At 52.4% G+C, this 20,542-nt stretch carries 22 protein-coding genes; 5 read left to right on the forward strand and 17 right to left on the reverse strand.

The features are described from left to right. Nucleotides 1-16 precede the first annotated feature (16 nt). The 3 genes from GH975_RS08310 to GH975_RS08320 all read right to left on the reverse strand — a co-directional run bounded on the left by GH975_RS08310 (nucleotide 17) and on the right by GH975_RS08320 (nucleotide 3,036). On the reverse strand, nucleotides 17-1,051 hold the full coding sequence (locus GH975_RS08310; protein WP_153714077.1) for a quaternary amine ABC transporter ATP-binding protein: 1,035 nt from the start codon (nucleotides 1,049-1,051) through the stop codon (nucleotides 17-19). Then, a complete protein-coding gene (locus tag GH975_RS08315; protein ID WP_407657221.1) occupies nucleotides 1,051-1,911 on the reverse strand; it encodes an ABC transporter permease in 861 nt (286 codons plus the stop codon). Before GH975_RS08315 ends, GH975_RS08310 begins: the two co-directional genes overlap by 1 nt. A 129-nt stretch (nucleotides 1,912-2,040) precedes the next feature. Next, the gene (locus GH975_RS08320) at nucleotides 2,041-3,036 is read right to left on the reverse strand and encodes a glycine betaine ABC transporter substrate-binding protein (RefSeq protein WP_211365792.1); all 996 of its coding nucleotides are present in this window, start codon (nucleotides 3,034-3,036) and stop codon (nucleotides 2,041-2,043) included. Nucleotides 3,037-3,201: 165 nt separating this feature from the next. On the opposite strand from GH975_RS08320, the gene GH975_RS08325 reads away from it, so the two are divergent. Further along, nucleotides 3,202-3,666, forward strand: a complete 465-nt coding sequence (locus tag GH975_RS08325; RefSeq protein ID WP_170272599.1) for a gamma-glutamylcyclotransferase family protein — start codon at nucleotides 3,202-3,204, stop codon at nucleotides 3,664-3,666. Here GH975_RS08325 and pdxA read toward each other — a convergent pair. From pdxA to GH975_RS08360, 7 genes are all read right to left on the reverse strand, one after another. Next, on the reverse strand, nucleotides 3,632-4,624 hold the full coding sequence (pdxA, locus tag GH975_RS08330; protein ID WP_153714079.1) for a 4-hydroxythreonine-4-phosphate dehydrogenase PdxA: 993 nt from the start codon (nucleotides 4,622-4,624) through the stop codon (nucleotides 3,632-3,634). The two genes, GH975_RS08325 and pdxA, sit on opposite strands and share 35 nt — an antisense overlap. Next, on the reverse strand, nucleotides 4,625-6,454 hold the full coding sequence (locus tag GH975_RS08335) for an ABC transporter ATP-binding protein (RefSeq protein WP_153714080.1): 1,830 nt from the start codon (nucleotides 6,452-6,454) through the stop codon (nucleotides 4,625-4,627). It abuts the gene before it with no gap. Between the two features lie 224 nt (nucleotides 6,455-6,678). Continuing rightward, the gene (locus GH975_RS08340) at nucleotides 6,679-7,299 is read right to left on the reverse strand and encodes a LysE family translocator (protein WP_153714081.1); all 621 of its coding nucleotides are present in this window, start codon (nucleotides 7,297-7,299) and stop codon (nucleotides 6,679-6,681) included. Further along, nucleotides 7,296-8,504: an MFS transporter gene (locus GH975_RS08345; protein ID WP_153714082.1), complete on the reverse strand. Its 1,209-nt coding sequence runs from the start codon at nucleotides 8,502-8,504 to the stop codon at nucleotides 7,296-7,298. The genes GH975_RS08340 and GH975_RS08345 overlap by 4 nt, the downstream gene beginning before the upstream one ends. Beyond that, a complete protein-coding gene (locus tag GH975_RS08350; RefSeq protein ID WP_153714083.1) occupies nucleotides 8,501-8,950 on the reverse strand; it encodes a YaiI/YqxD family protein in 450 nt (149 codons plus the stop codon). Before GH975_RS08350 ends, GH975_RS08345 begins: the two co-directional genes overlap by 4 nt. Nucleotides 8,951-9,015: 65 nt before the next feature. After that, the gene (locus tag GH975_RS08355) at nucleotides 9,016-9,234 is read right to left on the reverse strand and encodes a DUF423 domain-containing protein (protein ID WP_153714084.1); all 219 of its coding nucleotides are present in this window, start codon (nucleotides 9,232-9,234) and stop codon (nucleotides 9,016-9,018) included. A 310-nt stretch (nucleotides 9,235-9,544) separates the two neighbouring features. After that, a complete protein-coding gene (locus tag GH975_RS08360; RefSeq protein WP_153714085.1) occupies nucleotides 9,545-10,981 on the reverse strand; it encodes a recombinase family protein in 1,437 nt (478 codons plus the stop codon). Nucleotides 10,982-11,169: 188 nt separating this feature from the next. On the opposite strand from GH975_RS08360, the gene GH975_RS08365 reads away from it, so the two are divergent. Together GH975_RS08365 and GH975_RS08370 are read left to right on the forward strand one after the other, a co-directional pair. After that, a complete protein-coding gene (locus GH975_RS08365) occupies nucleotides 11,170-11,418 on the forward strand; it encodes a type II toxin-antitoxin system ParD family antitoxin (RefSeq protein ID WP_153714086.1) in 249 nt (82 codons plus the stop codon). After that, nucleotides 11,418-11,732, forward strand: coding sequence for a type II toxin-antitoxin system RelE/ParE family toxin (locus GH975_RS08370; protein WP_153714087.1), 315 nt, complete (start codon nucleotides 11,418-11,420; stop codon nucleotides 11,730-11,732). The genes GH975_RS08365 and GH975_RS08370 overlap by 1 nt, the downstream gene beginning before the upstream one ends. A 751-nt stretch (nucleotides 11,733-12,483) precedes the next feature. Here GH975_RS08370 and GH975_RS08375 read toward each other — a convergent pair. The 7 genes from GH975_RS08375 to GH975_RS08405 form a co-directional block, all read right to left on the reverse strand. Further along, the gene (locus GH975_RS08375) at nucleotides 12,484-13,170 is read right to left on the reverse strand and encodes a S1 family peptidase (RefSeq protein WP_153714088.1); all 687 of its coding nucleotides are present in this window, start codon (nucleotides 13,168-13,170) and stop codon (nucleotides 12,484-12,486) included. 42 nt (nucleotides 13,171-13,212) lie between these two features. After that, the gene (locus GH975_RS08380; RefSeq protein WP_153714089.1) at nucleotides 13,213-14,190 is read right to left on the reverse strand and encodes a PIN domain-containing protein; all 978 of its coding nucleotides are present in this window, start codon (nucleotides 14,188-14,190) and stop codon (nucleotides 13,213-13,215) included. Nucleotides 14,191-14,285: 95 nt separating this feature from the next. After that, on the reverse strand, nucleotides 14,286-14,714 hold the full coding sequence (locus GH975_RS08385) for a LacI family transcriptional regulator (RefSeq protein ID WP_153714090.1): 429 nt from the start codon (nucleotides 14,712-14,714) through the stop codon (nucleotides 14,286-14,288). Beyond that, nucleotides 14,711-16,066, reverse strand: coding sequence for a recombinase family protein (locus tag GH975_RS08390; protein WP_153714091.1), 1,356 nt, complete (start codon nucleotides 16,064-16,066; stop codon nucleotides 14,711-14,713). Before GH975_RS08390 ends, GH975_RS08385 begins: the two co-directional genes overlap by 4 nt. Beyond that, nucleotides 16,063-16,554, reverse strand: coding sequence for a DUF2924 domain-containing protein (locus GH975_RS08395; protein ID WP_153714092.1), 492 nt, complete (start codon nucleotides 16,552-16,554; stop codon nucleotides 16,063-16,065). Before GH975_RS08395 ends, GH975_RS08390 begins: the two co-directional genes overlap by 4 nt. 373 nt (nucleotides 16,555-16,927) lie before the next feature. Beyond that, nucleotides 16,928-17,809 (reverse strand): ImmA/IrrE family metallo-endopeptidase, encoded by an 882-nt coding sequence (locus tag GH975_RS08400; RefSeq protein ID WP_153714093.1) that lies wholly within the window; start codon nucleotides 17,807-17,809, stop codon nucleotides 16,928-16,930. Continuing rightward, nucleotides 17,809-18,123, reverse strand: coding sequence for a helix-turn-helix domain-containing protein (locus GH975_RS08405; RefSeq protein WP_153714094.1), 315 nt, complete (start codon nucleotides 18,121-18,123; stop codon nucleotides 17,809-17,811). The genes GH975_RS08400 and GH975_RS08405 overlap by 1 nt, the downstream gene beginning before the upstream one ends. 198 nt (nucleotides 18,124-18,321) lie before the next feature. Here GH975_RS08405 and GH975_RS08410 point away from each other — a divergent pair, with 198 nt between their 5' ends. Together GH975_RS08410 and GH975_RS08415 are read left to right on the forward strand one after the other, a co-directional pair. Then, a complete protein-coding gene (locus GH975_RS08410; RefSeq protein ID WP_153714095.1) occupies nucleotides 18,322-19,551 on the forward strand; it encodes a hypothetical protein in 1,230 nt (409 codons plus the stop codon). Beyond that, nucleotides 19,520-20,515: a hypothetical protein gene (locus GH975_RS08415; RefSeq protein ID WP_153714096.1), complete on the forward strand. Its 996-nt coding sequence runs from the start codon at nucleotides 19,520-19,522 to the stop codon at nucleotides 20,513-20,515. Before GH975_RS08410 ends, GH975_RS08415 begins: the two co-directional genes overlap by 32 nt. Nucleotides 20,516-20,542: the final 27 nt, after the last annotated feature.

The raw sequence follows: 20,542 nt of genomic DNA on the forward strand, positions 1-20,542 counted from the left end.
GAATCAGGCGGCACTGTTAAATGTCAAATGACGCCACGTTTGGGCGCGCTTGCGCCCGAATCAGGTCATGTAACTCAACATAGCCTTTGAAGTTGCCGCCCTCATCGATGACTCGAGCCTGGCCGGTCGGTTCATCACACAAGGCCAAACAGGCGTCTTCCAAGGTCGTCGCCACCGGCAGTTCCAGTACCGCATCCCCGTCCGGACGCACCATCGAAGCCAGCGTCAAAACCCGGGCCCGGTTGATGTCCTTCATGAAATCGGCGACGTAGTCATCGGCCGGTTTCAGCACGATGTCCTCCGGTGCGCCCGTCTGGACGATCGCTCCGTCGCGCAAAATCGCAATGTTGTCGCCCAATTTTAAGGCTTCGTCCAGATCGTGGGTAATGAAGACAATGGTTTTGTGCAGCTCGCGCTGCAGCTCCAGCAAGATGTTCTGCATTTCCGTGCGAATCAAGGGGTCCAAGGCGCTGAAGGCCTCGTCCATCAGCAGAATATCGGCATCCGTCGCCAGCGCCCGCGCCAGTCCAACGCGTTGCTGCATACCGCCGGACAACTGGCCGGGGTACTGATCTTCTTGCCCGGCCAAGCCGACCCGTTCGATCCAGTGAATCGCACGAGCTTTGGCGTCGTCGTCCGACACCCCCTGAATATCGAGGCCGTAACGCACGTTTTCGATAATCGTGCGGTGCGGCAACAGGGCAAAGCGCTGAAACACCATCGACATTTTTTCGCGTCGAAACTGCATCAACTCGGGTTTGTTAAGTGCCAATACGTTCTGACCATCGACCCACACTTCACCGGCGGTCGGCTCGATCAGGCGGTTAAAGTGGCGAATAAGAGTCGACTTACCCGACCCCGACAACCCCATGATGACTTGGATTTTTTTGCGCGGAATTTCCAGGTTAATGTCCTGCAGACCCAACACATGACCGTGATCATTTAACAGAGCATCTTTTTCAACGCCCGCGTGGACCTTGGTCAAAGCACTGGCCGGCCGCTTTCCGAAAATTTTATACAGCCCTCGGATGCTGATGTGTGAATCGCTCATCAATGACTCCGACTGCTGTTGTGTTTCTGAAGACGCTGACCGAAGGACTGCGACACGCGATCAAAAATAATCGCTAAGGCGACAATTGCCAGCCCGTTCATCACGCCCAGCGCCAAGTATTGGTTGCTAATGGCTTTGAGTACCGGTTGGCCCAAGCCGCCAACACCGATCATGCTGGCTACCACGACCATCGCCAGCGACATCATAATGGTCTGGTTAACACCGGCAAAAATATTCGGCAGCGCCAACGGTATTTGAACCTGGGTCAAGCGTTGCCAGTAGTTCGAACCAAAGGCATCGGCGGCTTCTAGGACCTCACGGTCAACCAAACGAATGCCCAAGTTGGTCAATCGCACGATCGGCGGTAGCGCATAGATCACCACGGCCAGCAAACCCGGCACGCGGCCAATACCCAACAGCATCACCACCGGAATCAGATAAACAAAGCTGGGAATGGTCTGCATGATGTCTAAAACTGGCGTAATGATGCGTTGCGCACGGTCCGAGCGCGCCATGATCACCCCCATGGGCAGTCCCACGACCAAACACAGCAGTGTCGACACGGCGATCATGCTGACGGTCGCCATGGTGTCTTCCCACATGCCCATGAAACCAATCGCCAAAAACGCCAACACGGTGCCAATGACAATTTTCAAACTGCGCGCCCCCCAGTAGGCCAGGGCGGCGGCTAAAGCAATAAACAACGGCCAGGGCGTCGCAATCAGGACGTCTTCCAACCAAATCAAAAAACGCAGCAGCGGATCAAACAATGTTTCTAAATCGTCACCGTAAGCGCGCGAAAATTCTCGAAACGAATCATCAATACTACGGCGGAAAGCGGACAGGTCACGACGACCCATGGAGGGAAATTCTTTAAAGAATTCCAGCATATAACTATTAAACCTGTGTGGCGGGCAACACGCCCAAAATGTGCAGTTTGGTAAAGCAAAAAGGGAGCACAAGGGCTCCCTCACATCGAACGTAACGGATTAAAGCGCTTTTTCGACTTTCGCGGCGACGTCCGCCGGGACCCATGATTTCCATGCGTCACTGGTGGCCAAGAATTCCATCGCGGTGTCTTCACCGGTGGCTTGGTTATCGGCTTTCCATGACAGGATCTGACCGATTTCAGCGTCCTTCAACACGCGCTTTTTCAAGTAGGTCGCAAGTTCCGGATGCTCAGTTGAAAAGTCAGTGGTGGCCAGTGAAACCACACGCGACTCGGTCCAACGGGTCGGCTTGGGGTCGGTACATTCGGCATTCACGATGCACGCATCCCAATGTTCGCCGTCAAAGCCGGTTTCCCAGTCCAACAACACCATGTCGTACTGACCGATCAAGGTGGTGGGCGTCCAGTAGTAACCAAACCAAGGCTCGTCGCGCTGGCCTGCTTTGGCGATCGTGCCGTCCAAGCCTGCGCCCGAACCGGTCATGACCAAGTCCCAACCTTTGGATTCCATGTCAAACGCGCGGAACAGGTTGCCGGTGTTGATTTCACAACCCCAACCCGCCGGGCAAGTGTGAATGCCGCCACGGGCGTCGTCTTCGGGATGCGGAAACAAGTCAGGGCGCGACAGAACCGCTTCGACTGTGGTCAGCTCAGGGTTGGCTTCTTGTAACCAACGCGGGATGAAATAGCCTTCACCTGCGGTCGCGAAAGGTGCTTCGTTCAGCACTTCCATACGGCCTTCGCTGACACCCTGGTCGATTAACAGCGCAGCGGCATTAGCCCACATTTCAGGCAATACCTGAGGACGGCCTTTTTCGTTTAAAGAAGTGAACGACGGCAAGGTCGCTCCGGGGATCAGCTCGACGTTACAACCGTAACCTTCGGTCATAATGAAACTGTCGATATTTGCGATAACTTCGGCTGATGCCCAGTTCATTTCTGCAACGCTAACGTCGCCGCATTCGGCCATGGCAACAGGGGCCGCGAACGCGCTTACAAGCGCAAGTGATGAAAAGCGTTTGCACAATTCATGCATGGTTTACTCCGGTAGTTTAAGAATTTCAGTGAGGTCGTCTTGACCTTTTTTAACCCTAACCAATCCAGCGACGACTATCAAACCCGTCGCCTAACACGGCGTTTGCGCCATTTTTTGCCTAAATCCGGTATGCTATGTGCCGACTTACGACACCCGAGACCTTCTTTGATTCATTATTTCGCATTCGGCTCGAACATGAACGTCGAGCGATTGCTGACCGATCGGCTGGCGCCCAAAGGCGTCGCGCTTGAGGCCATATTACCCGCCCGACTTGAAGGTTACCGGCTGACCTTTGATAAGCGCGCCGACCAGTTTGGCGGTGCCGGCGTGGCGAACATCGTGCGCTCGCCCGGTGACGTCGTCCACGGCACCCTCAACGCCATGAGTGACGCCGGCCTGGACGTCCTCGATCACTACGAGGGTGTCGCCAGCAACATGTACCAGCGCATCCGCATTGGCGTGATCACGCCGGACGGCACGGCGATTGACGCCATTGCCTATCAGGCCCAGCCACCGTTCAGCCAAGATGCCAAACCGGCCCAGCGCTATCTGGCGCATTTGTTGGCCGGACAGGTTCATCTGCCCGTCGACTATTTTAACCAGCTGCGGTGCTGGCCGACCCACGACTGAGCACGCGACGCGCATGCCGATAGGCGTAGATAAACGCCGATTCGTCCGCGACGCCCTGCCAGGCTTTGTCAAACGCGGTGCCATGATCCGGACTGGTGCGCACGAAGGGCAACCCGACGGTCATGTTGACGCCGGCATCAACGCCTAAATATTTGACCGGTATTAGGCCCTGATCGTGGTACATCGCGACCACCAGATCGAATTCACCTTGGCGCGCGCGCATGAACACGGTATCGCCGGCCAAGGGCCCCGTTACGTCCATGCCGCCGGCGCGGGCCTGGGCGATCGCCGGCTCAATGAAGCGCTGTTCTTCGTCCCCAAATAACCCACCCTCACCGGCGTGCGGATTAACGCCCGCCACCGCAATGCGGGGTTGATCGAAACCGAGGTCACGACCGGCAATCGCCGCCAGCCGCAGAGTATGCCCGACCGCGCCCTGCGCAATGCGATCAAGGGCCTCGCGCATCGAGCAGTGCGTGGTCGCTAAAATCACTGCCAACTCATCGTTCGCCAGCACCATGCCGACTTCGGGCACGCCGGTCAGATCCTGTAACATTTCCGTGTGGCCGGGGTAGTCAACGCCGGCCAAATGCAACGCTTGCTTGTGAATCGGCGCGGTAACCATGCCGTCGATCAAGCCATCACGCGCATCAGAAATGGCATTGGTGATGGCGGCATATGCGGCCTCCCCGCAGGCCGCGGTGACTTTGCCCGGCTCCGGCGTGGCGGCAAAGGCGGATGACTCAATCAGCGCTAGCGTGGCGTCTTGATGGCCAAGCGTTGCCAATTCGGTATGGCGAACACGGCGCAGTGTCAAATGCGGGGCAAACTGCTCGATCGCCTGCATCATCACGCAGGCATCGCCGTATACCACTCGCGGTCCATCCAGCGATGACCAGGCCTTGCATATAATTTCCGGTCCGATCCCCGCGGGATCGCCCATCGTAAGTCCTAGCATTTAATCGAGTCCTAAAAAGCCGCCCGTTTGATGTTCCCACAGCTTGGCATAGATACCGCCCATGGCAATCAACTCAGCGTGGGTGCCCTGTTCAACGATGGTTCCTTTGTCCAACACCACCAACCGGTCCAGCGCTGCGATCGTCGACAGGCGGTGGGCAATCGCAATCACGGTTTTGCCGCCCATCAAGGTGGTCAACGAACGCTGAATCGCCGCTTCCACTTCCGAGTCCAACGCGCTGGTGGCTTCGTCCAAGACCAAGATCGGTGCGTTCTTTAACATCACCCGGGCAATCGCGATGCGTTGACGTTGGCCACCGGACAGCTTAACCCCGCGCTCACCGACCTGGGCGTCGTAACCCGTGTTACCGAAGGGGTCTGAGAGCTCGAGGATGAACTCGTGCGCCTCGGCCATTTTGGCCGCCGCAATCATGTCCTCGTCGCTGGCGTCCGGGCTGCCGTACAGCAAGTTCTCACGAATCGAGCGGTGCAACAGCGAGGTGTCCTGGGTGACCATTCCGATATTGGCGCGCAGGCTGTCTTGAGTGACCCGGTCGATGGCTTGGCCGTCAATACGCAGCGCACCGCCTTCGATGTCATAAAACCGCAACAACAGATTCACCAGGGTCGACTTACCGGCGCCGGAGCGCCCCACCAAGCCAACTTTTTCACCCGGCTTAATCGACAATTTAAAGCCGTCGAGCACGCCCTCGGTTTTGCCATAATGAAAGCGCACGTCATCGAATTCGATCGCGCCATTGGGCACATGCAAGGTCTTAGCGTTCGGGGCGTCTTCGATGCCCTGAGGCCGGGCCAGGGTGTTCATGCCATCGGCGACCATGCCGATGTTCTCGAACAGCATGCTGACCTCCCACATGATCCACTGGGCCAAGCCGTTCATGCGCAGCGCCATGCTGATTGCCACGGCTATCGCGCCGACCGTGATCAGGCTTTGGCTCCACAGCGAAATACTGAGCACCGCGACCATGAAGATCAGCACATAGATCAACGCGTTGACGCTGACGTTGATGCCGGTGGCGTAGCGCATTTGACGATGTACGGTGACCAGGAACTGGTTCATAGCATCGCGCGCATAGGTTGATTCACGCTTGGAGTGGCTAAACAGCTTGACCGTGGCAATGTTGGTGTAGCTGTCGACCACACGTCCGGTCATCAAGGAACGCGCGTCCGCTTGGTCCATCGCCGATTGTTTCAGGCGCGGCAGAAAATAGCGCAGGACCAGTAAATAACCGGCCAGCCACAACAGCATAGGCACCATCAAAATTGGATCGCTTTGACCGACCAAAACGACCATTGAGATGAAGTAAACGACCACATACACCATCACGTCCAGCAGCTTCATCACGGTTTCGCGCACGCTGAGCGCGGTCTGCATCATTTTGGTGGCGACCCGCCCGGCAAACTCATCCTGGTAGAAGGTCATCGATTGCCCCAATAAATAGCGGTGGGCATTCCAGCGGATCGACATCGGGTAATTGCCCAACAAGGTTTGGTGCATCACCATGCTGCGCAGGGCGATCAACCCGGGCAGCACCAGCACCACCAGCACACCAAAACCGATTAACTCGCGACGTTTGTTGTCCCATAGCGTCGCCGGGTCTTGCTCGACCAGCCAATCGACTAGCTGGCCCATCATGTAAAACAAGCCGGCTTCGAGCATCGCCACCATCGACGTCAGGACCGACAACGTCAGCAAATAGCCTTCCATGCCGTAGGTGTAGTGTCGACAAAAAGCGACCAAACCGCGCGGAGGTTGGCTGGGTTCGGACGGCGGGAAGGGGCGAGTTAAGGACTCAAAAAAGCGAAACATGGGTTCTCCAGACAGGCTCGCATTGTAGCGCCTTGGAATAAAAAAAAGGCCCGACAAGTCGGACCTTTTTCAACACCTTGTTTCCCCTTCCCGGGGTCTCGCACGTCAAGGTACGCGCGTTCTGTTCTAAGTCCGCGTAGCGGCCTTGTTAAAACCCACACTAGGGGTTTGAATGCCCTGCCTCAAGCCCGGAATGGTCGAACACCTTTTCGCACTCGCAGCACTCAACCGAGCCACAGCCAGACACCGACGCCCATCATCAGGGTTCCGGCGATACGGTTCATTAAACGAACATTACCGGCCTGGCGCAAAAAACCTGAGAGCATGCGCCCGCCGCTGGCGTACAGCACCAAACTGGCGAATTCCAAGGTCAGAATAATTGCCAGCAACACCACCATTTGCGGTGCCAGGGGTTGGCTGGCGTTCAAGAATGGCGGCAGCAAGGCCATAAAGAAGGCCCAGCCCTTAGGATTGGCCACCGCTGTGACGAAGCCCTGAATAGCCAGCGCCTTGGCTGGCGCAGGCGGCCCCTGAGTGGCTTCAGTCGGCACCGACAGCTTGCCTTTGGATTGCCACATCTGGATACCGAGCCACAGCAGATAGGCGCCGCCAAGGCCTTTGAATACCCAGAAAAATTCCGGGGTTGCCAGCATGATCGCCGCCACGCCCATGACCGATAGACTGGCGACCAGACCGACCCCCACCAGCTCGCCCGCCATCATAAATAGCGTGCGGCGAACCCCAATGGTCATCCCCAGTGTCAACGACAACATCATGCACATACCTGGCGTGACCGAGACAAACGCAAAGGTCGAAATAAACACCACCAGCGTCGCCGTGTTCATGCGCCCGACTCGATATCTTTAGGCCGATCCAGGGTGAACAGAGTCGGAAATTTCCACAGCCCCCACAGCGTAATGGCGATACCCGCCACCGCACCGAATCCGGCCGTGGCGACCGGGCCGGCGGCCGCCGCCAGGGTGCCGCCGCGCACATCGCCGGCTTCGTTGGACGATGCGATGAATAGGCTGTTGACGGCACTGACGCGCCCACGCAGTGCATCCGGCGTTGCGATCTGGACCAAAGTCATACGGATGTTGACGCTGATCATGTCCGAGGCGCCGTATACAAACAGCGCCATCAAACTGAGCCACAGCAATTCCGACACCGCGAACACACCGACCGCAGCGCTGAACACCAACAACGCCCACTTCAATTTACGTCCGGCATCGCGCAGGTCGGCTTTTTTACGCGCCATGTATAGCCCCATCAGGACCGCGCCAAAGGCTGGCATTGCCCGAAGCAAACCTAATCCCTCGGGCCCAACCTGCAAGATGTCGGTAGCGAAAATGGGTAACAACACGATCACCGACCCCAAGCCGACGATCAGCAAGTCCAGGCTAAGGCTGCCCAAAATAACCGGGTTCGCAAACACGTATTTCAAGCCGGCCATGACCTGATCAACACCGCGGCCGGAGGTCTTTTCTAACCGCATGCTGGGGAAGGCTTGGTAGGCCATCACCGCAATCAGCATGGCGACCACCAACGCCCAATAAACGTCGCGATCCAACCACCCGATCAACAGCCCAGCAATCACCGGTCCGGCAGTCATCGCCAAGTTCCAGGTGGTCGAGGCCATGGCGACCGCGCGATCCAAAAATGCCTTGGGCACCAAGTTCGGCAGCACGGCCTGCAGCGCTGGCGATGAAAACGCGCGCACGCTGCCTTGCGCAAACACCAACGCAAACAGGGTGTGGGTGTTTAATTCCGGTCGCGTCATGACCCAGGCAATACCCGAATAAATGACCATATCGGCGACCGCACACCAGCGCACCAATCGATCGCGCGGCACGCGGTCGACGACCCAGCCGGAGGCAAAAAAGAACAGGTAGATTGGCAGGATCTGCATTAAGCCGACAAAGGCCAAGTCCAATGCATCACCGGTGGCTTGGTAGAGATGCCACCCCAGCGCAACCGTCAACATGGTGCTGGCCAAGCTGACCAACCCACGGGCGACTAAGTAAGGCACAAAGGCCGGTGCATCCGTCATCCGTGTTGCGCCAAAAAGCGATCCAGTGCGTTGGCGAATGCCTGCACGTCTTTTTTATCAAAGGGCTTGGCGCGATTGGTGTGTTCGCCTTGATCGCGCATCGCCTCGGCGCCGTCGCGGCGGGCCAAATAGTCTTTGACGTTTTCGCGGGTGTACAGCGTGCCGCGCGGATTCAATGCAAAACCACCGGCCTCGACAACCTCGGCCGCCAAGGGCACATCTTGGGTAATTACCAAGTCGCCGGTGACCATGCGCTTGAGAATTTCGTTGTCGGCGACATCGAACCCAGCGGGCACCTGAATGGCCTTAATCACCGCCGATGGCGGCGGTTTAATGTATTGATTGGCGACCAGCGTAGTGGCCAGTTGACGCCGCTCGGCGGCTTTGAAAATCACTGTTTTAATAGCGTTAGGACAGGCGTCGGCGTCCACCCAGAGGCTGGTCATTGGTCGTTCCAAATCAAATTCGATACGCTAGCCTAGGCCATGGCGGGCCACTTGCCTACGCCAAATTAGCGTCGCGCCAGAAGGCCAGGCGTATTCGCCAATGTCCAGGCTGACCATAACCAGGCCGCGATCATTATGATGCCGCCCACGGGCGCAAAAAAGGTGACCGCCACTACGCCGGATGCAAGGTAGATCAATAGTGAACCACTGAACAACACCAGCCCGGCCAACAACAGCGTTGACTGACGCCGAAGGCCCCATTGCAGCGCTACCAACCCCGCCACCACTTCATTATCCAACAGAGTTATCTGCTGGAAACACAGAAAACGCCGGATCCCAGTAACTGCGGGCTTCCGGCGTTTTTCTTTGTGGACTTCTGCCCTACAAAAACCAGATCAAAAGCTTAAACCTTATACCGGCCAGTTCTCCCCATATACCGATTTCTCTCCCTCTAACTTTTACGTCCTGAAGCCGACAATAAAATACCTTTTATAAACAAACAGTTATTTCCGGACTAATATACAAGTTTTATTCGACTATCGACTGGCAAAGGGGAATGAGAGTTGTAGCGAAAATAAAATAATATGAAAAAAGTTATCCCGGTCCGCTGGCAGCGCGAAATAATCTACGATATTTCAACTTAAGCTCAGGTAAACCGCTCATCATTTCACATATCAATTCCAACAGCCCCTCGGGTCTGATGATCAGCTCAATCCGATCGGTGCCAACTATCACTCGCTCAACAACCTGTAACATCATGTCTCTTCTGAGAAGTGGAGAGTAAAGCTCAGTTGATCGCGAAATATTCTTGAGCAAACCAGCAACCAAAGTTTTGTCGAATGAGATATCTTCGGTGAGTGTTTTGGGCAGCCGTGCCAACAAAGAATCAGAGCTCTCTATCTGTTCCACCAGCGCTAACCACACTTGATGATCAAGATCATGGGCCGACAGCCTCGGCAAGCCGGATGCGCCAGCCCCTTCTGCAATATCTCTTTGAGGCACATAGTATGTGTAGTACCTACCCTTATAGGCAGATGAGCGCCAAGGAGACATTGCACGACCATCAGTACCGAAAACCCGTCCCTTCAACATGAAGCTACTACTGAGCGGATCGTAAGCTTTACTTGGCCCACGCCGGCTTCGCTTTTCCAACAGTGACTGTGTTCGATCCCAAAGATCGGTATCTATGATGGGCTGATGCCCAGCCACCTGCCACTCATTATCAAAGAAGGCTTCTCCAATATAGGCGCGGTTATTCAATACCACGTAAACGGCATTTCGGTCGTATGGACGCGCGCCTCTGGGCTTGCCGGTTCTTGTGTACCATTGCTTGGTACGGATGCCCCGATCATTTAAATTTTTGTAAAGCTCGGAAACAGACTCGTGATTCGCATAGCGAGTAAAGATCTCTCGAACGATTTGAGACTCTTTAGGATACTCAACCAACTGGCCGTCACGGATAACATAACCCAAAGGACACGAAGAACCCTGCCAGCGACCCTGGCGCAAAGTTTCAGCACGCTTATCTTTAACCCGGGAGCCAACTAATTGCCGTTCAAATTCAGAAAAGGAGGTAAGCATGTTTTCCGCGAGACGACCGAACTCACTGGTAACATCAACCTTGTGGGTAACAGAAATAAGTTCTACATCATGCGCTTTAAAGAGGGCCATAATTTCTTGCAGGTCGCGAATACTGCGGGTCAACCTATCAAGTCGATGCACGACTACTACATCCACCAAACCATGTTTGATATCACGAAGTAGCGCGGAAACACCCGGTCGATCCAAGGAACTACCTGAATAGCCACGGTCCTCATATAGCGCATCCACCATTATCCAGTTATGCATAAACTGGGAGCCGATATATTCAGCACACGCCATAAACTGAGCATTCACTGAATCAAAGTCATCGCCCTGACCCGCATCAACAGAGATTCGCGTGTAAATCGCGCAATTTTTGGGTTTTGATTGTTCCTGCATGAGCGTGCAATATTTGGCTTTAGTTATCGCCAAGCCTAACGCTTTTGCCATCAATGTCTATCTTTGGAGCCTGTAATGCAGAAATCACTGACGCCAGAACTGGATTCCCGAGTTAGCCCAAATACCGTCTGTGACGCAGAAGAGGCTATCCACACAAATCTCAATTTAGTCTCGGCTTGATTTACACCCGCCTTCGAAATATATTCAAAATTATTAAATATGAATATTCGAGGTGATTTATGGCTACTACTAGTCTCAGCCTAGGTGAACATTGGGAGGTGTTCATCAAAAACGAAATATCCAGTGGCCGTTACGGGTCAGCAAGTGAGGTAGTGCGTGATGCCTTACGCGCAATGGAAGAACGCAAGAGCAAGTTAGAGGCTCTTCGCGCCCATCTCTCTGAGGGGGCTTCACAGGCTAAAAATGGAAATTTCGTCGATGACTTTTCCATGGATTCGTTGATAGCCGACCTGGATGCCGAGTCCTGATGTCGAAAAAAACGGTTCGACGAGTTCGCGTCACGCCCCGAGCACAGGACGACCTCAAAAATATTGGTCGTTACACGGAGCGTACTTGGGGTAAGGCTCAACGCAATCTTTACCTGAAGAGTTTAGAGACCCGCTTCAAATGGCTGGCCGATAATCCGTTACTGGGTAGGCACAGGACCGACATCTGTGAGGGTTACTACAGCTTCCCTGAAGGTCAGCATGTTGTTTTCTATCTAATCGGTAGTGAAACACTCGATATCATCGGTATACCGCACAAAGACATGGATACGATCAGCTATTTTTCAGAGAGTTGAAGGCGATCAATTTACCTTCAGACACCCTCAAAAACACTCTATTACCGGCAGAAACTTGCTGGTTCGCGGACGACTTCTCATATTCGGAATTCCCACCAATACACTAAGGTCAACCGATATCGGTTGGCCTTTTTTATTGCGTATCTCTTTGTATTCTTTGGGGTTATTGAGGGTTCCTGATGAACTCGCTAGTGACCAATTTCCCAGAAAATCTCGCTACTTTCTCTCTCTGGGCGGTATATTCTCCGTCGCTCTCCCAACAGCCATAAGTCGAAGTCCGGCAACACGAAATTTTTTAATCTATATTTTTCAATATGTTAATTCCGGACTGATCAATGTGTTTTGTTGTAGTATTAGGTGGCGGAGGCGAATAGTTACAAACTCGACGACTAAGAGGGAAATCGAGACTGATGCAAATGTATTGCGATCAATGAGTATCAATACTAGGTGATACCTTCGTGTGTGCTAGCTCAAAATTGAACTGACATATTATATCGTCAGATTCGTATCTGGGTGTACAAATACTAATTCCGCTAATGGTGTCACCGGCCCGGCTCTTCGCTGTTAGAACCAAATTTACCCGAGATCCCAACAGCAGTCGTTCGCTATGAAGCAATTCCCACAGCTGGAGAACTTTACTGATTTAAACGCTTGAGTTTACCAGCATTTGAGGCGATGCCTATTTTTGCAGCAGCAAAAACGAGTAGCGGGTCAAGTGTCCGGTGCGACGATTTGTTAGGCCCCAAACCCCTCATGGTATGGACGCACCTAACGCAGCGTGTAATTGCTTGATGGATGCGCTAGGAACCGCATAACCAATTCCCAGATTCAAATTCTTTTGCATCTCAGCAATGAGGGCCTGGATGGTGTGGACAGGGTCGATACCATCCACGACTACTTGTGCTCCAGGCCTTGCGTTCATTACCTGCGTCAGGAAGGCAGACAATGAACCGTGCTTTGCGTTAACAACACCAATTTGCTCACCTGCCAGGTTAAATAATGGACCACCGCTATTGCCATGATTTACTGAAGCGTCGATGCGTAGATGAGTTGGCGTGACGCTGGCTATGTGGGCAGACAACAGAACCTGTTCATTGATGCCCATTGGGTAGCCCACCACAAACGCACCGTTTCCCGTGGCGCATGTAGTGCTGTCGCCAAATGCAACCGCAGGCCCGACAGGGTTTGGAAACTCTATAAGCGCGATATCCAGATTATGATCGGAGAATACTGGGGCACCATATAAAGCTCGACCTGCTTGGTTCGGGTCTGCAATAGACATCCGGGCGCCTGCAACAATGCAATGTGCACATGTAAGGACATGGCGGCCATCTCCGATTATCGTGCCTGAGCCAAAGCTAACGGGATTTGCGCCGTTCAGTGCCAAGACCTGCACAACGGAATTTTTTACTTTTTGATACGACTGGGTGAGTGGCACTGATGGTCTCCCTTGGGGTCAAACGTCCGCTGCAACGATTTGTTATGCATCACCGCGCTCACGCTTCTCTTCGATGACTATTTCAAGCGTTTCTCGATGCTCTTCCGAGGTGACATTGCCAATGTGCGGTACAGCAATGCGGTTCAAAAAGTCAGAGACGTCGTAATCTCTAATGATTCCACCGAATTGGTTGTTTGCATCCACCGCATCAAGAATTCTGCCCACCTCTTTGAAAGAGAAGTAGCGGTAGTTTTCAAGCTTTGCGACGATACTATGCGTCTGGGCGAACGACCCTGAGTCAAACAGCTCCTCAATCAGAGCCTCTTTATCTTTGTCGAAGGAAAAGGCAACCCCGTCAAAATGTTCAGACATGAAGCCGGAGAGCGTTCGGTAGACGAACAATCGTGCACCTTTAACTCGTTCCCATTCCTCCACCAGAAACGGGTGCGCCTTTTGATCATCCAAGGTCGAATAGAAGTCGCCGTCCTCGCTAATGACATGTACGTCATCGTTACCTGGCACCGATTCCAGGAGGAGGGTCCAATTGACGGCATCACCTATCGAGTCGTTCTTGCCGGGAGGATTCCCAAGCGCTGAGCGCATTGATGCCTTCTCGTAGATCTGACTTGTAACGGGAACGATTTCAGATGATTCGAAGATTTGCTCGATGAGACGATCTGCCACCAAATCCTTAGCTGATATATCAGCCTCAACTTTCTCCAGAATTGATTTCTGCAATTCACGCAAGTTGTTGCTGAGTTTCCTAATTTGCCCGTACTCGTCGTAGCCTTTCATGAATGATGGGAACTGGGGTGCAGACTTCGTTTCTTTGAACTTTTTCAGCGCATCCTTAATCCGAGCCTCCCGATTTCGACGAAACTCATTACAGACTTGTTCTGTGAGATGCACTGTCGCCGATCCGTACTCGTGCGAAGCGAACACATCATTCAGTGAATCGAGCTCATCCTTCGTGAAGTGGAAGAAGTTGAGCAAGATATTGGTATCGATGAAAACGTGCATTGTGATGCCTAACCTTTGTATATCGCGCATGCGCGTTTGACGAATCAAGCTCTCAAGCAAGAGCCTGTGGCAGATCATTATTTATTAATGGTCGATCAAACCTCGAAAAAGACGGTCTGATCTTGCCACAAATTTGGTGGATCTACAGCCAGATCGAACAGCGTTATATGATCCGGCACATTATCATCCAAAATCGCCTCAACTATTTCAGGTGCAAGCGTTGTGAGGTTAATCATGCGGCTGACGTAGCTCGCATCGATGCCTTCCAGCTTAGCAATTCCCTTCAGACTGCCAACCCTCCCTGACTCGAACATTCTTAGCCATCGGTGGCCTCTGGCTAATGCTAATTGTAGAACAGTAGACTTCTGATCCCAAGGGCGGCCGATCAGCTCACCCGAAGGGCGCTTAACCAGCTTGCGCCCTCCCCGTCGGGTTATCTTGATAGGAACACGAATACTCATAACTCCATCGGATGACTCGTAGCTTTCTCGCTGCCCGTTGGACTTGATTTCAATCTCATTCATGCCGGAGCTCCCACCCTTTGTTGCTGTGTTGCTGTCAGTAATTCCCTGGCTACTGATTCCAAGCCGTTTAGCCTGAGGCGCACTTCAATATCCTCAGGTGATACCACCACTTTCTCGATCAGTAGCTTGGTGATCCTCTCCTGCTCCGCGGGGAACAGAAATTCCCAAATATCATCGAGTTTGCGCAGCGCGATGGTAATTTTTGCTTCATCAAGCTCCTGATCAATCGCTACGGCTGAGGGAAGGATCTTTTCGATCATCTGTTGTGAACGCAGTATTTCACGCAGTTGCGTCTGTACAGTTGCTTCTAGCTGCACAGCTGGATATCGCGCCAGCCCAGACGCGCCAGCGTATTCTTTAGCGTCGCGTTGCGGGATGTAGTAGCGATAGCGTTTGCCATTCTTCTTTTTGGTCGTCCAGGGCGTTAACGTTCTGCCATCGTTTCCAAACACGATCCCTTTCAGCAGGAATGGAACTTTGGCTCGAGTACGATTTGCTCGAACTTTCCCGTTTGTCACCAAAATTGAGTGGACTGCATCCCACTCTTCTTGAGTGATGATTGGCGTATGGCGTCCGTCATACCACTTATCTTTGTGATGGATCTTGCCGATGTAGGTCTGGTTATGGAGGTACTTGTAGATCATCCCCTTGTCGATCGGTTTTCCAGCTCGGTAGTTTCCATCCTGTGTCGTCCAGGACTTGCTCGTTGCGCCTTCAAGCTGAAGTTCTCGTACCAACAGCGTCGCCGATCCCAGCTCTAGGAAGCGAGTAAATATTTGCTGTATCAATTTCGCCTCTTTTGGGTTTGGAACTAGGTGACGGTCTTTAACGTCATATCCCAGCGGTGGGATACCTCCCATCCACATCCCTTTCTTCTTACTAGCAGCGATCTTGTCACGGATGCGCTCACCGGTAACCTCTCGCTCGAACTGCGCAAAGGAGAGCAAGATATTCAGCGTCAGCCGTCCCATAGAAGAGGTGGTATTGAACTGTTGAGTTACGGATACAAAGGAGACCTTGTGGCGATCGAATATCTCAACCATCTGCGAGAAGTCCGCCAGACTACGAGTCAAACGGTCTATCTTGTAGACCACGACAATATCGATTTTTCCGGCCTCAATGTCTCTCAGTAGCCGCTGCAATGCCGGACGTTCCATTGAACCGCCGGAGTAGGCAGGGTCGTCATAATCGTCTGCTACAGGTATCCAACCTTCGTGACGCTGACTATTAATGTAATTATGCCCCGCATCAGTCTGTGCATGGATCGAGTTGTACTCCTGATCAAGCCCTTCTTCCGTAGACTTTCGCGTATACACAGCGCAGCGTTTTCTCTGCCTAGTCGACTCGCTCATTTAGCGCCTCCTTTTTTACTTGGCTTAGATGCTGAACGCAGGCCAAAGAAGACAGGGCCAGACCAACGCGTGCCAGTAATCAACCGGGCTATTTCAGAAAGGCTGCTGTACAGCGTACCCTTGTAATCGAACGCACCTTCTAAGGTGACGGTGACCTCATGACGCTCCTCCTGGTACTCACGAATAAGGACCGTACCGGGCTCCGGCACAATCTTTCCGGCCGCTCGAGGGTTGCCGGTATCCTTTAGTAACTGCTCGATTCGTTTTTGGTTTCTCTCTAAAAGTGCGGGGTTCTGTTGTCTGTAAACATTCTCCTGCAACTTGTAGGCGAGACGACGTTCAAGATAAGGCCTGCGGTTGGTAGGCGGTTCAGTTTGATAGACTTCAAGCCAGAACGATTTGAGATCTTCGAATGGCATCTCCTTTAGACCAACAATCTGTTCTATCACTGATGAAGGTATCGCGACGGGATTATGTTTTCTGTTCATACCGACTCCTTAGGGTTGTGTAGGGTGTCGTTTGCATGAACGCTCTTCTCCTGGCAGAAGCCAAGCTCAACTTCGCTATACTCCGAAGGTTTCTGCGGACTAGCGCATCCACTTTCACGTAGACGCACCAAGCCATTCACCAGCAGTTGCGCGACTTCGTGGAGTCGCTGGCTTGCATCCATCTTGTCGGGTGGAATCTGTTTGATTTGATACATTGGTAGGTACTCCTGAATAACTAACGACTGTTGACGATAATTTTCAGGGTGGATGGTCTATCTGGCCATCACGTAGTTTCGAGCCGATATGTGCTCGTGAGGGTTAATGCAAAAAGTGATCGAAATATTTTTGATTAGAGATAGGCAGTTAAGCCGTTTTAGATGAAATGGCTAACGGTATCTTCGAGCAACTCATCCTCTCGATCTTCATCGTATCCATCATCAATATCCGGCAGAAGCAGAAGGGTGAGGGTGTAATCGTATTGTTCAGTCGCTACCATGGTTTCGACCAGCTCAAGCTCAGGATGCTCATTCTCAAACCAGTGGTGTGCAGGAACCCTTTGCTTTGCGCCATAGGCTGGAGAGTCCTCACGCACGGCCAACGCAGACTCAGGTAACTCGATTGTATTTTTGCGCGTTGCAAAGACAGCACCGGAGTTATATGCCGCCTCATTAGAGGAAGCCCACAACATAAAGCCATCTCGGCTAGCAACAAGAACTGCACGTTTAGGTGCGACTTTAATCCAACGAAGAGCCGCAGCGGTTAGTGATACGCCATAACGTTCTGCAAGGTGGCTGAACAGCTCAAAGCCCGGCTCTTCGTTGTAAATCTGTTGGCGAAAATCATCGACCGGCATCAGGAGCGCCGCAGCAAACTCATCAGCTTCTTTCTCGATCTTGGGATCTAAGTCGCCCTTCACCGAAGCGCGGGAGTTAACGCATTCGAACAGCTGCTTGTCCTTCCGATGCAGGATGTAATGACCAAACTCGTGAGCGATGGTGAATCGCTGTCGCCCCTCCGTCCAGTTAGTGTTGTAGATAATCATCCATTTCGATTGATCAGGTGAAGCCGTGAGCATTCCATCAAATTCATCAAACGACTCTCCAACGACCTTTGTGATGGGGTCGGCGCTCGTAGCCTGCGAATAATCTTGCGCCAGTCGCACCACATCAACCGGAAAACGATCAGGACCTAACACCTGATTGAGCATTAATGAGATCTGGTTAGCCGCACGCACGGGGCGTTTGATCTGGCTCATCAATCAAAGGCGTCCAAGATCTTCTGGAGTTTGACCTTGTCGGTATCTGACAGCGACTGGTATTTCCGGAAAAATGCCATGTCCTTTACCTCTTGGTCTGGCGTCATATCCGTTGCGGTCATTAAGAATTCGCTGGTCACTTCCAAAGCCTTCGCTAATTTTGCCAGTTTGTCGGCAGAGGGGTTGGGATCATCCTTATTCTCCAGCTCCCATAGGTAGCCTTTACTCGAATCGGTCATCTCAGCCAGCTTATCTAGGCTTAACTTCTTCTCTTTTCTCAGGGCTTTAATTTTATTTCCCAGTGGCGAAGGCACTTTTTTCTCCGAGTATTAATGACTTGTAGACTTACTCACAGGATACCACCAGAAAGAACACTTTTGTATTGGCTTGACAAACTTACTATCGGTTATCAGAATCAGTTTTGTTCGGTATAACGAACTTTTTAAAAACAGCGTCGCTCCTTACTCGGGTGGTAGCTGATAACAACTCACCGCCCGATGAAGGAGCAATACATGACCGATTATGAATATATTTCGAAGTTAATTAGACACCTACCACCGGTTGCTTTCCGCACTTTTCTTGCAGAACAAACAGCTGTAGCAATCCCTGAACTCAATAGCAAAGACACACTAACCGCCCAACGTGCTGTACTCACCACCCACATGTCAGAGCTGAGTATTCACACACTTCAAAAGCTGGAGGAGATTTGCGAGAGCATCGCGCTGCTTTCTGATGGGCCAGGGCAAGACGTGATCGAAGGAATCAAGCAAGAGATCAAGACAGATAAAGGGCTAGAGGATTTTTCTGCTTTACGAAACCCTTATCAGAAATCGCTCTGGTTCTTCGAGCATGAGCCCCGTTTATTTGATGAGGCTCTCAACTCGCGTCAAGCCGATCTCTTTCGTCAGAGCCAATCTTGCTACTCAGGTTTCCTAGCCGACATGGATCTGATCCTCCATGAAGACGCGCAATCACAGGAGCGGTTTCATGAAGCGGCCGCGGCATATTTCGGTTGCCCGAAGGATGAGATAGCTATTCAGGTGTTTCGTCGTTTACGGACTGACACAACAGCAGAGCCAACCATCGCATTGTATCAGGTCAGCATCCACTACAATCGCCCACCCGAAATCGTAGAATGTGTTCAGCATAGCGAACTTGTAGCTAACGAAGTGGTGCGGGCTATTTCGTCTCACATCACCTACGAACCCGATAAAGGTTACGTTGAAGTACTATCGAAGGATACGCAGGGGCGTGACACACTGGCAGCCATCGTTGCCGAAACACTGCTTGCTTCTCCCATCACAGGCGAGTCGGTCCCTATCAAGCAATACGATTACCAAAGTCTGGCCGCACCGAGGAACTTTGATATTTCAAACGAACCTGTCACCGGCGTTAAAGTCCTTGAGCTTGGGTATGCCGGACCGGTTTGCGGATCCTCGATTGCCAAGGTATCCATCCGAGACCCTCAAGATATCCACAGCGCAGCAAAGACTCTGTACAACAATCCCGCATTCGAATTCCGCGACTACACACTGAACTATGCCAAGATCTCTATCAAGCTTCGCAAAGAGGGTCGCGGTCGCGCCAGAACGATCACCATTGAACTGCGCGGCGATAACCGCTGTAACATCAAAACCAAACGCGAGAAGGATCGAGCCTTATGTGATCATCTGCTTCACAAATGGAATCTGGTCAAGGAGGTCTCAAAGGATGCGCGCCCTATCGATCCACTCGCTGCTTGATCTCATAAAGCTCTTCGAACAGTCCGTTCAAAGGGTGGTTTGTGATGACGGGCAAATACTGACCGGCATACCTGGATGGAAGCTTCACCAATATGAAGCACTGGATTCAGAGCGCATCTCTGAATGGTGCGATTGTATCGGATATGCCGGCTACTACCCGGCGTCCTATGGTAATGATCACTCTGATGTTGATGTTTTTCCGGATGATGAATCAGACCGCTATCTATACCGGTGCCCAGAATCCTTTGAGTTCAGATCGATAGAGGCGGCAGAGATTGCCATATACCACCCTCGGGAAGAGCAGTTTTTAAACGCTATGGCTGACCTCTTAGATATCCCACTGGCTCTTCGAAGTGGAATATCACAAGCCGACATTCAGGGAACACTCTGGCGAATCGGAAAAGTGCGGTTGGGTCATACACTCACCGATGTCTGGGTAGCACGAGGCTTGGCATTGTCAGTTGATGCTGTTTTTCATCGCCTACAGCAAACCGACTTGTCCGATCTCGGGATAATTCTCACGACGGGTAATTCTCTACCCGCCATTATTACAGTGCCACGTCACTATCGAGTCATACCTATTAAAGAGGTAATCGATTCGACGCAGAACGTAGCGAGAATCGATATGGAGAGGCTCAGGCTGTTGATGACTGGAGCGAACTTCACAGACGAAAGCTCAATGTCTCCGGTCCATTTCGATGAGTACACCAACACGCTGACCATTAGCACAAATCCGACTCCGTGGATGATCAGAGGGCCGAAGCAAGCGGCCGCCATCAAATATATGGCCGAGCAAGCTTATAAAGGAAGATGGGAGCTATCTGCTGCTGAAATTCTAAAAGCGGTAAACGGCAATAAAACCCATGGAATATGCCGACGAATACCGAGTCTTTTCAATGGCAATGATGATTGGCATGGTTACATAATGAACATACGAAGAGGGGTGTGGGGGTTTATCACTTAATGTGAGTTATCAGTGACGCCTAATGCC

Source organism: Litorivicinus lipolyticus, from assembly GCF_009650135.1.
In the GTDB taxonomy this organism is placed as follows: domain Bacteria; phylum Pseudomonadota; class Gammaproteobacteria; order Pseudomonadales; family Litorivicinaceae; genus Litorivicinus; species Litorivicinus lipolyticus.

What these genes read in the sequence shown, in the direction of transcription:
- GH975_RS08390 (WP_153714091.1), bottom strand. Translation starts at nt 16,066, where the DNA reads ATGAGCGAGTCGACTAGGCAGAGAAAACGCTGCGCTGTGTATACGCGA.
- GH975_RS08370 (WP_153714087.1), top strand. Translation starts at nt 11,418, where the DNA reads ATGTCGAAAAAAACGGTTCGACGAGTTCGCGTCACGCCCCGAGCACAG.
- GH975_RS08340 (WP_153714081.1), bottom strand. Translation starts at nt 7,299, where the DNA reads ATGAACACGGCGACGCTGGTGGTGTTTATTTCGACCTTTGCGTTTGTC.
- GH975_RS08320 (WP_211365792.1), bottom strand. Translation starts at nt 3,036, where the DNA reads ATGCATGAATTGTGCAAACGCTTTTCATCACTTGCGCTTGTAAGCGCG.
- GH975_RS08365 (WP_153714086.1), top strand. Translation starts at nt 11,170, where the DNA reads ATGGCTACTACTAGTCTCAGCCTAGGTGAACATTGGGAGGTGTTCATC.
- GH975_RS08385 (WP_153714090.1), bottom strand. Translation starts at nt 14,714, where the DNA reads ATGAATGAGATTGAAATCAAGTCCAACGGGCAGCGAGAAAGCTACGAG.
- GH975_RS08395 (WP_153714092.1), bottom strand. Translation starts at nt 16,554, where the DNA reads ATGAACAGAAAACATAATCCCGTCGCGATACCTTCATCAGTGATAGAA.
- GH975_RS08350 (WP_153714083.1), bottom strand. Translation starts at nt 8,950, where the DNA reads ATGACCAGCCTCTGGGTGGACGCCGACGCCTGTCCTAACGCTATTAAA.
- GH975_RS08360 (WP_153714085.1), bottom strand. Translation starts at nt 10,981, where the DNA reads ATGGCAAAAGCGTTAGGCTTGGCGATAACTAAAGCCAAATATTGCACG.
- GH975_RS08400 (WP_153714093.1), bottom strand. Translation starts at nt 17,809, where the DNA reads ATGAGCCAGATCAAACGCCCCGTGCGTGCGGCTAACCAGATCTCATTA.
- GH975_RS08410 (WP_153714095.1), top strand. Translation starts at nt 18,322, where the DNA reads ATGACCGATTATGAATATATTTCGAAGTTAATTAGACACCTACCACCG.
- GH975_RS08380 (WP_153714089.1), bottom strand. Translation starts at nt 14,190, where the DNA reads ATGCACGTTTTCATCGATACCAATATCTTGCTCAACTTCTTCCACTTC.
- GH975_RS08315 (WP_407657221.1), bottom strand. Translation starts at nt 1,911, where the DNA reads ATGGGTCGTCGTGACCTGTCCGCTTTCCGCCGTAGTATTGATGATTCG.
- GH975_RS08345 (WP_153714082.1), bottom strand. Translation starts at nt 8,504, where the DNA reads ATGACGGATGCACCGGCCTTTGTGCCTTACTTAGTCGCCCGTGGGTTG.
- GH975_RS08415 (WP_153714096.1), top strand. Translation starts at nt 19,520, where the DNA reads ATGCGCGCCCTATCGATCCACTCGCTGCTTGATCTCATAAAGCTCTTC.
- GH975_RS08335 (WP_153714080.1), bottom strand. Translation starts at nt 6,454, where the DNA reads ATGTTTCGCTTTTTTGAGTCCTTAACTCGCCCCTTCCCGCCGTCCGAA.
- GH975_RS08310 (WP_153714077.1), bottom strand. Translation starts at nt 1,051, where the DNA reads ATGAGCGATTCACACATCAGCATCCGAGGGCTGTATAAAATTTTCGGA.
- pdxA (WP_153714079.1), bottom strand. Translation starts at nt 4,624, where the DNA reads ATGCTAGGACTTACGATGGGCGATCCCGCGGGGATCGGACCGGAAATT.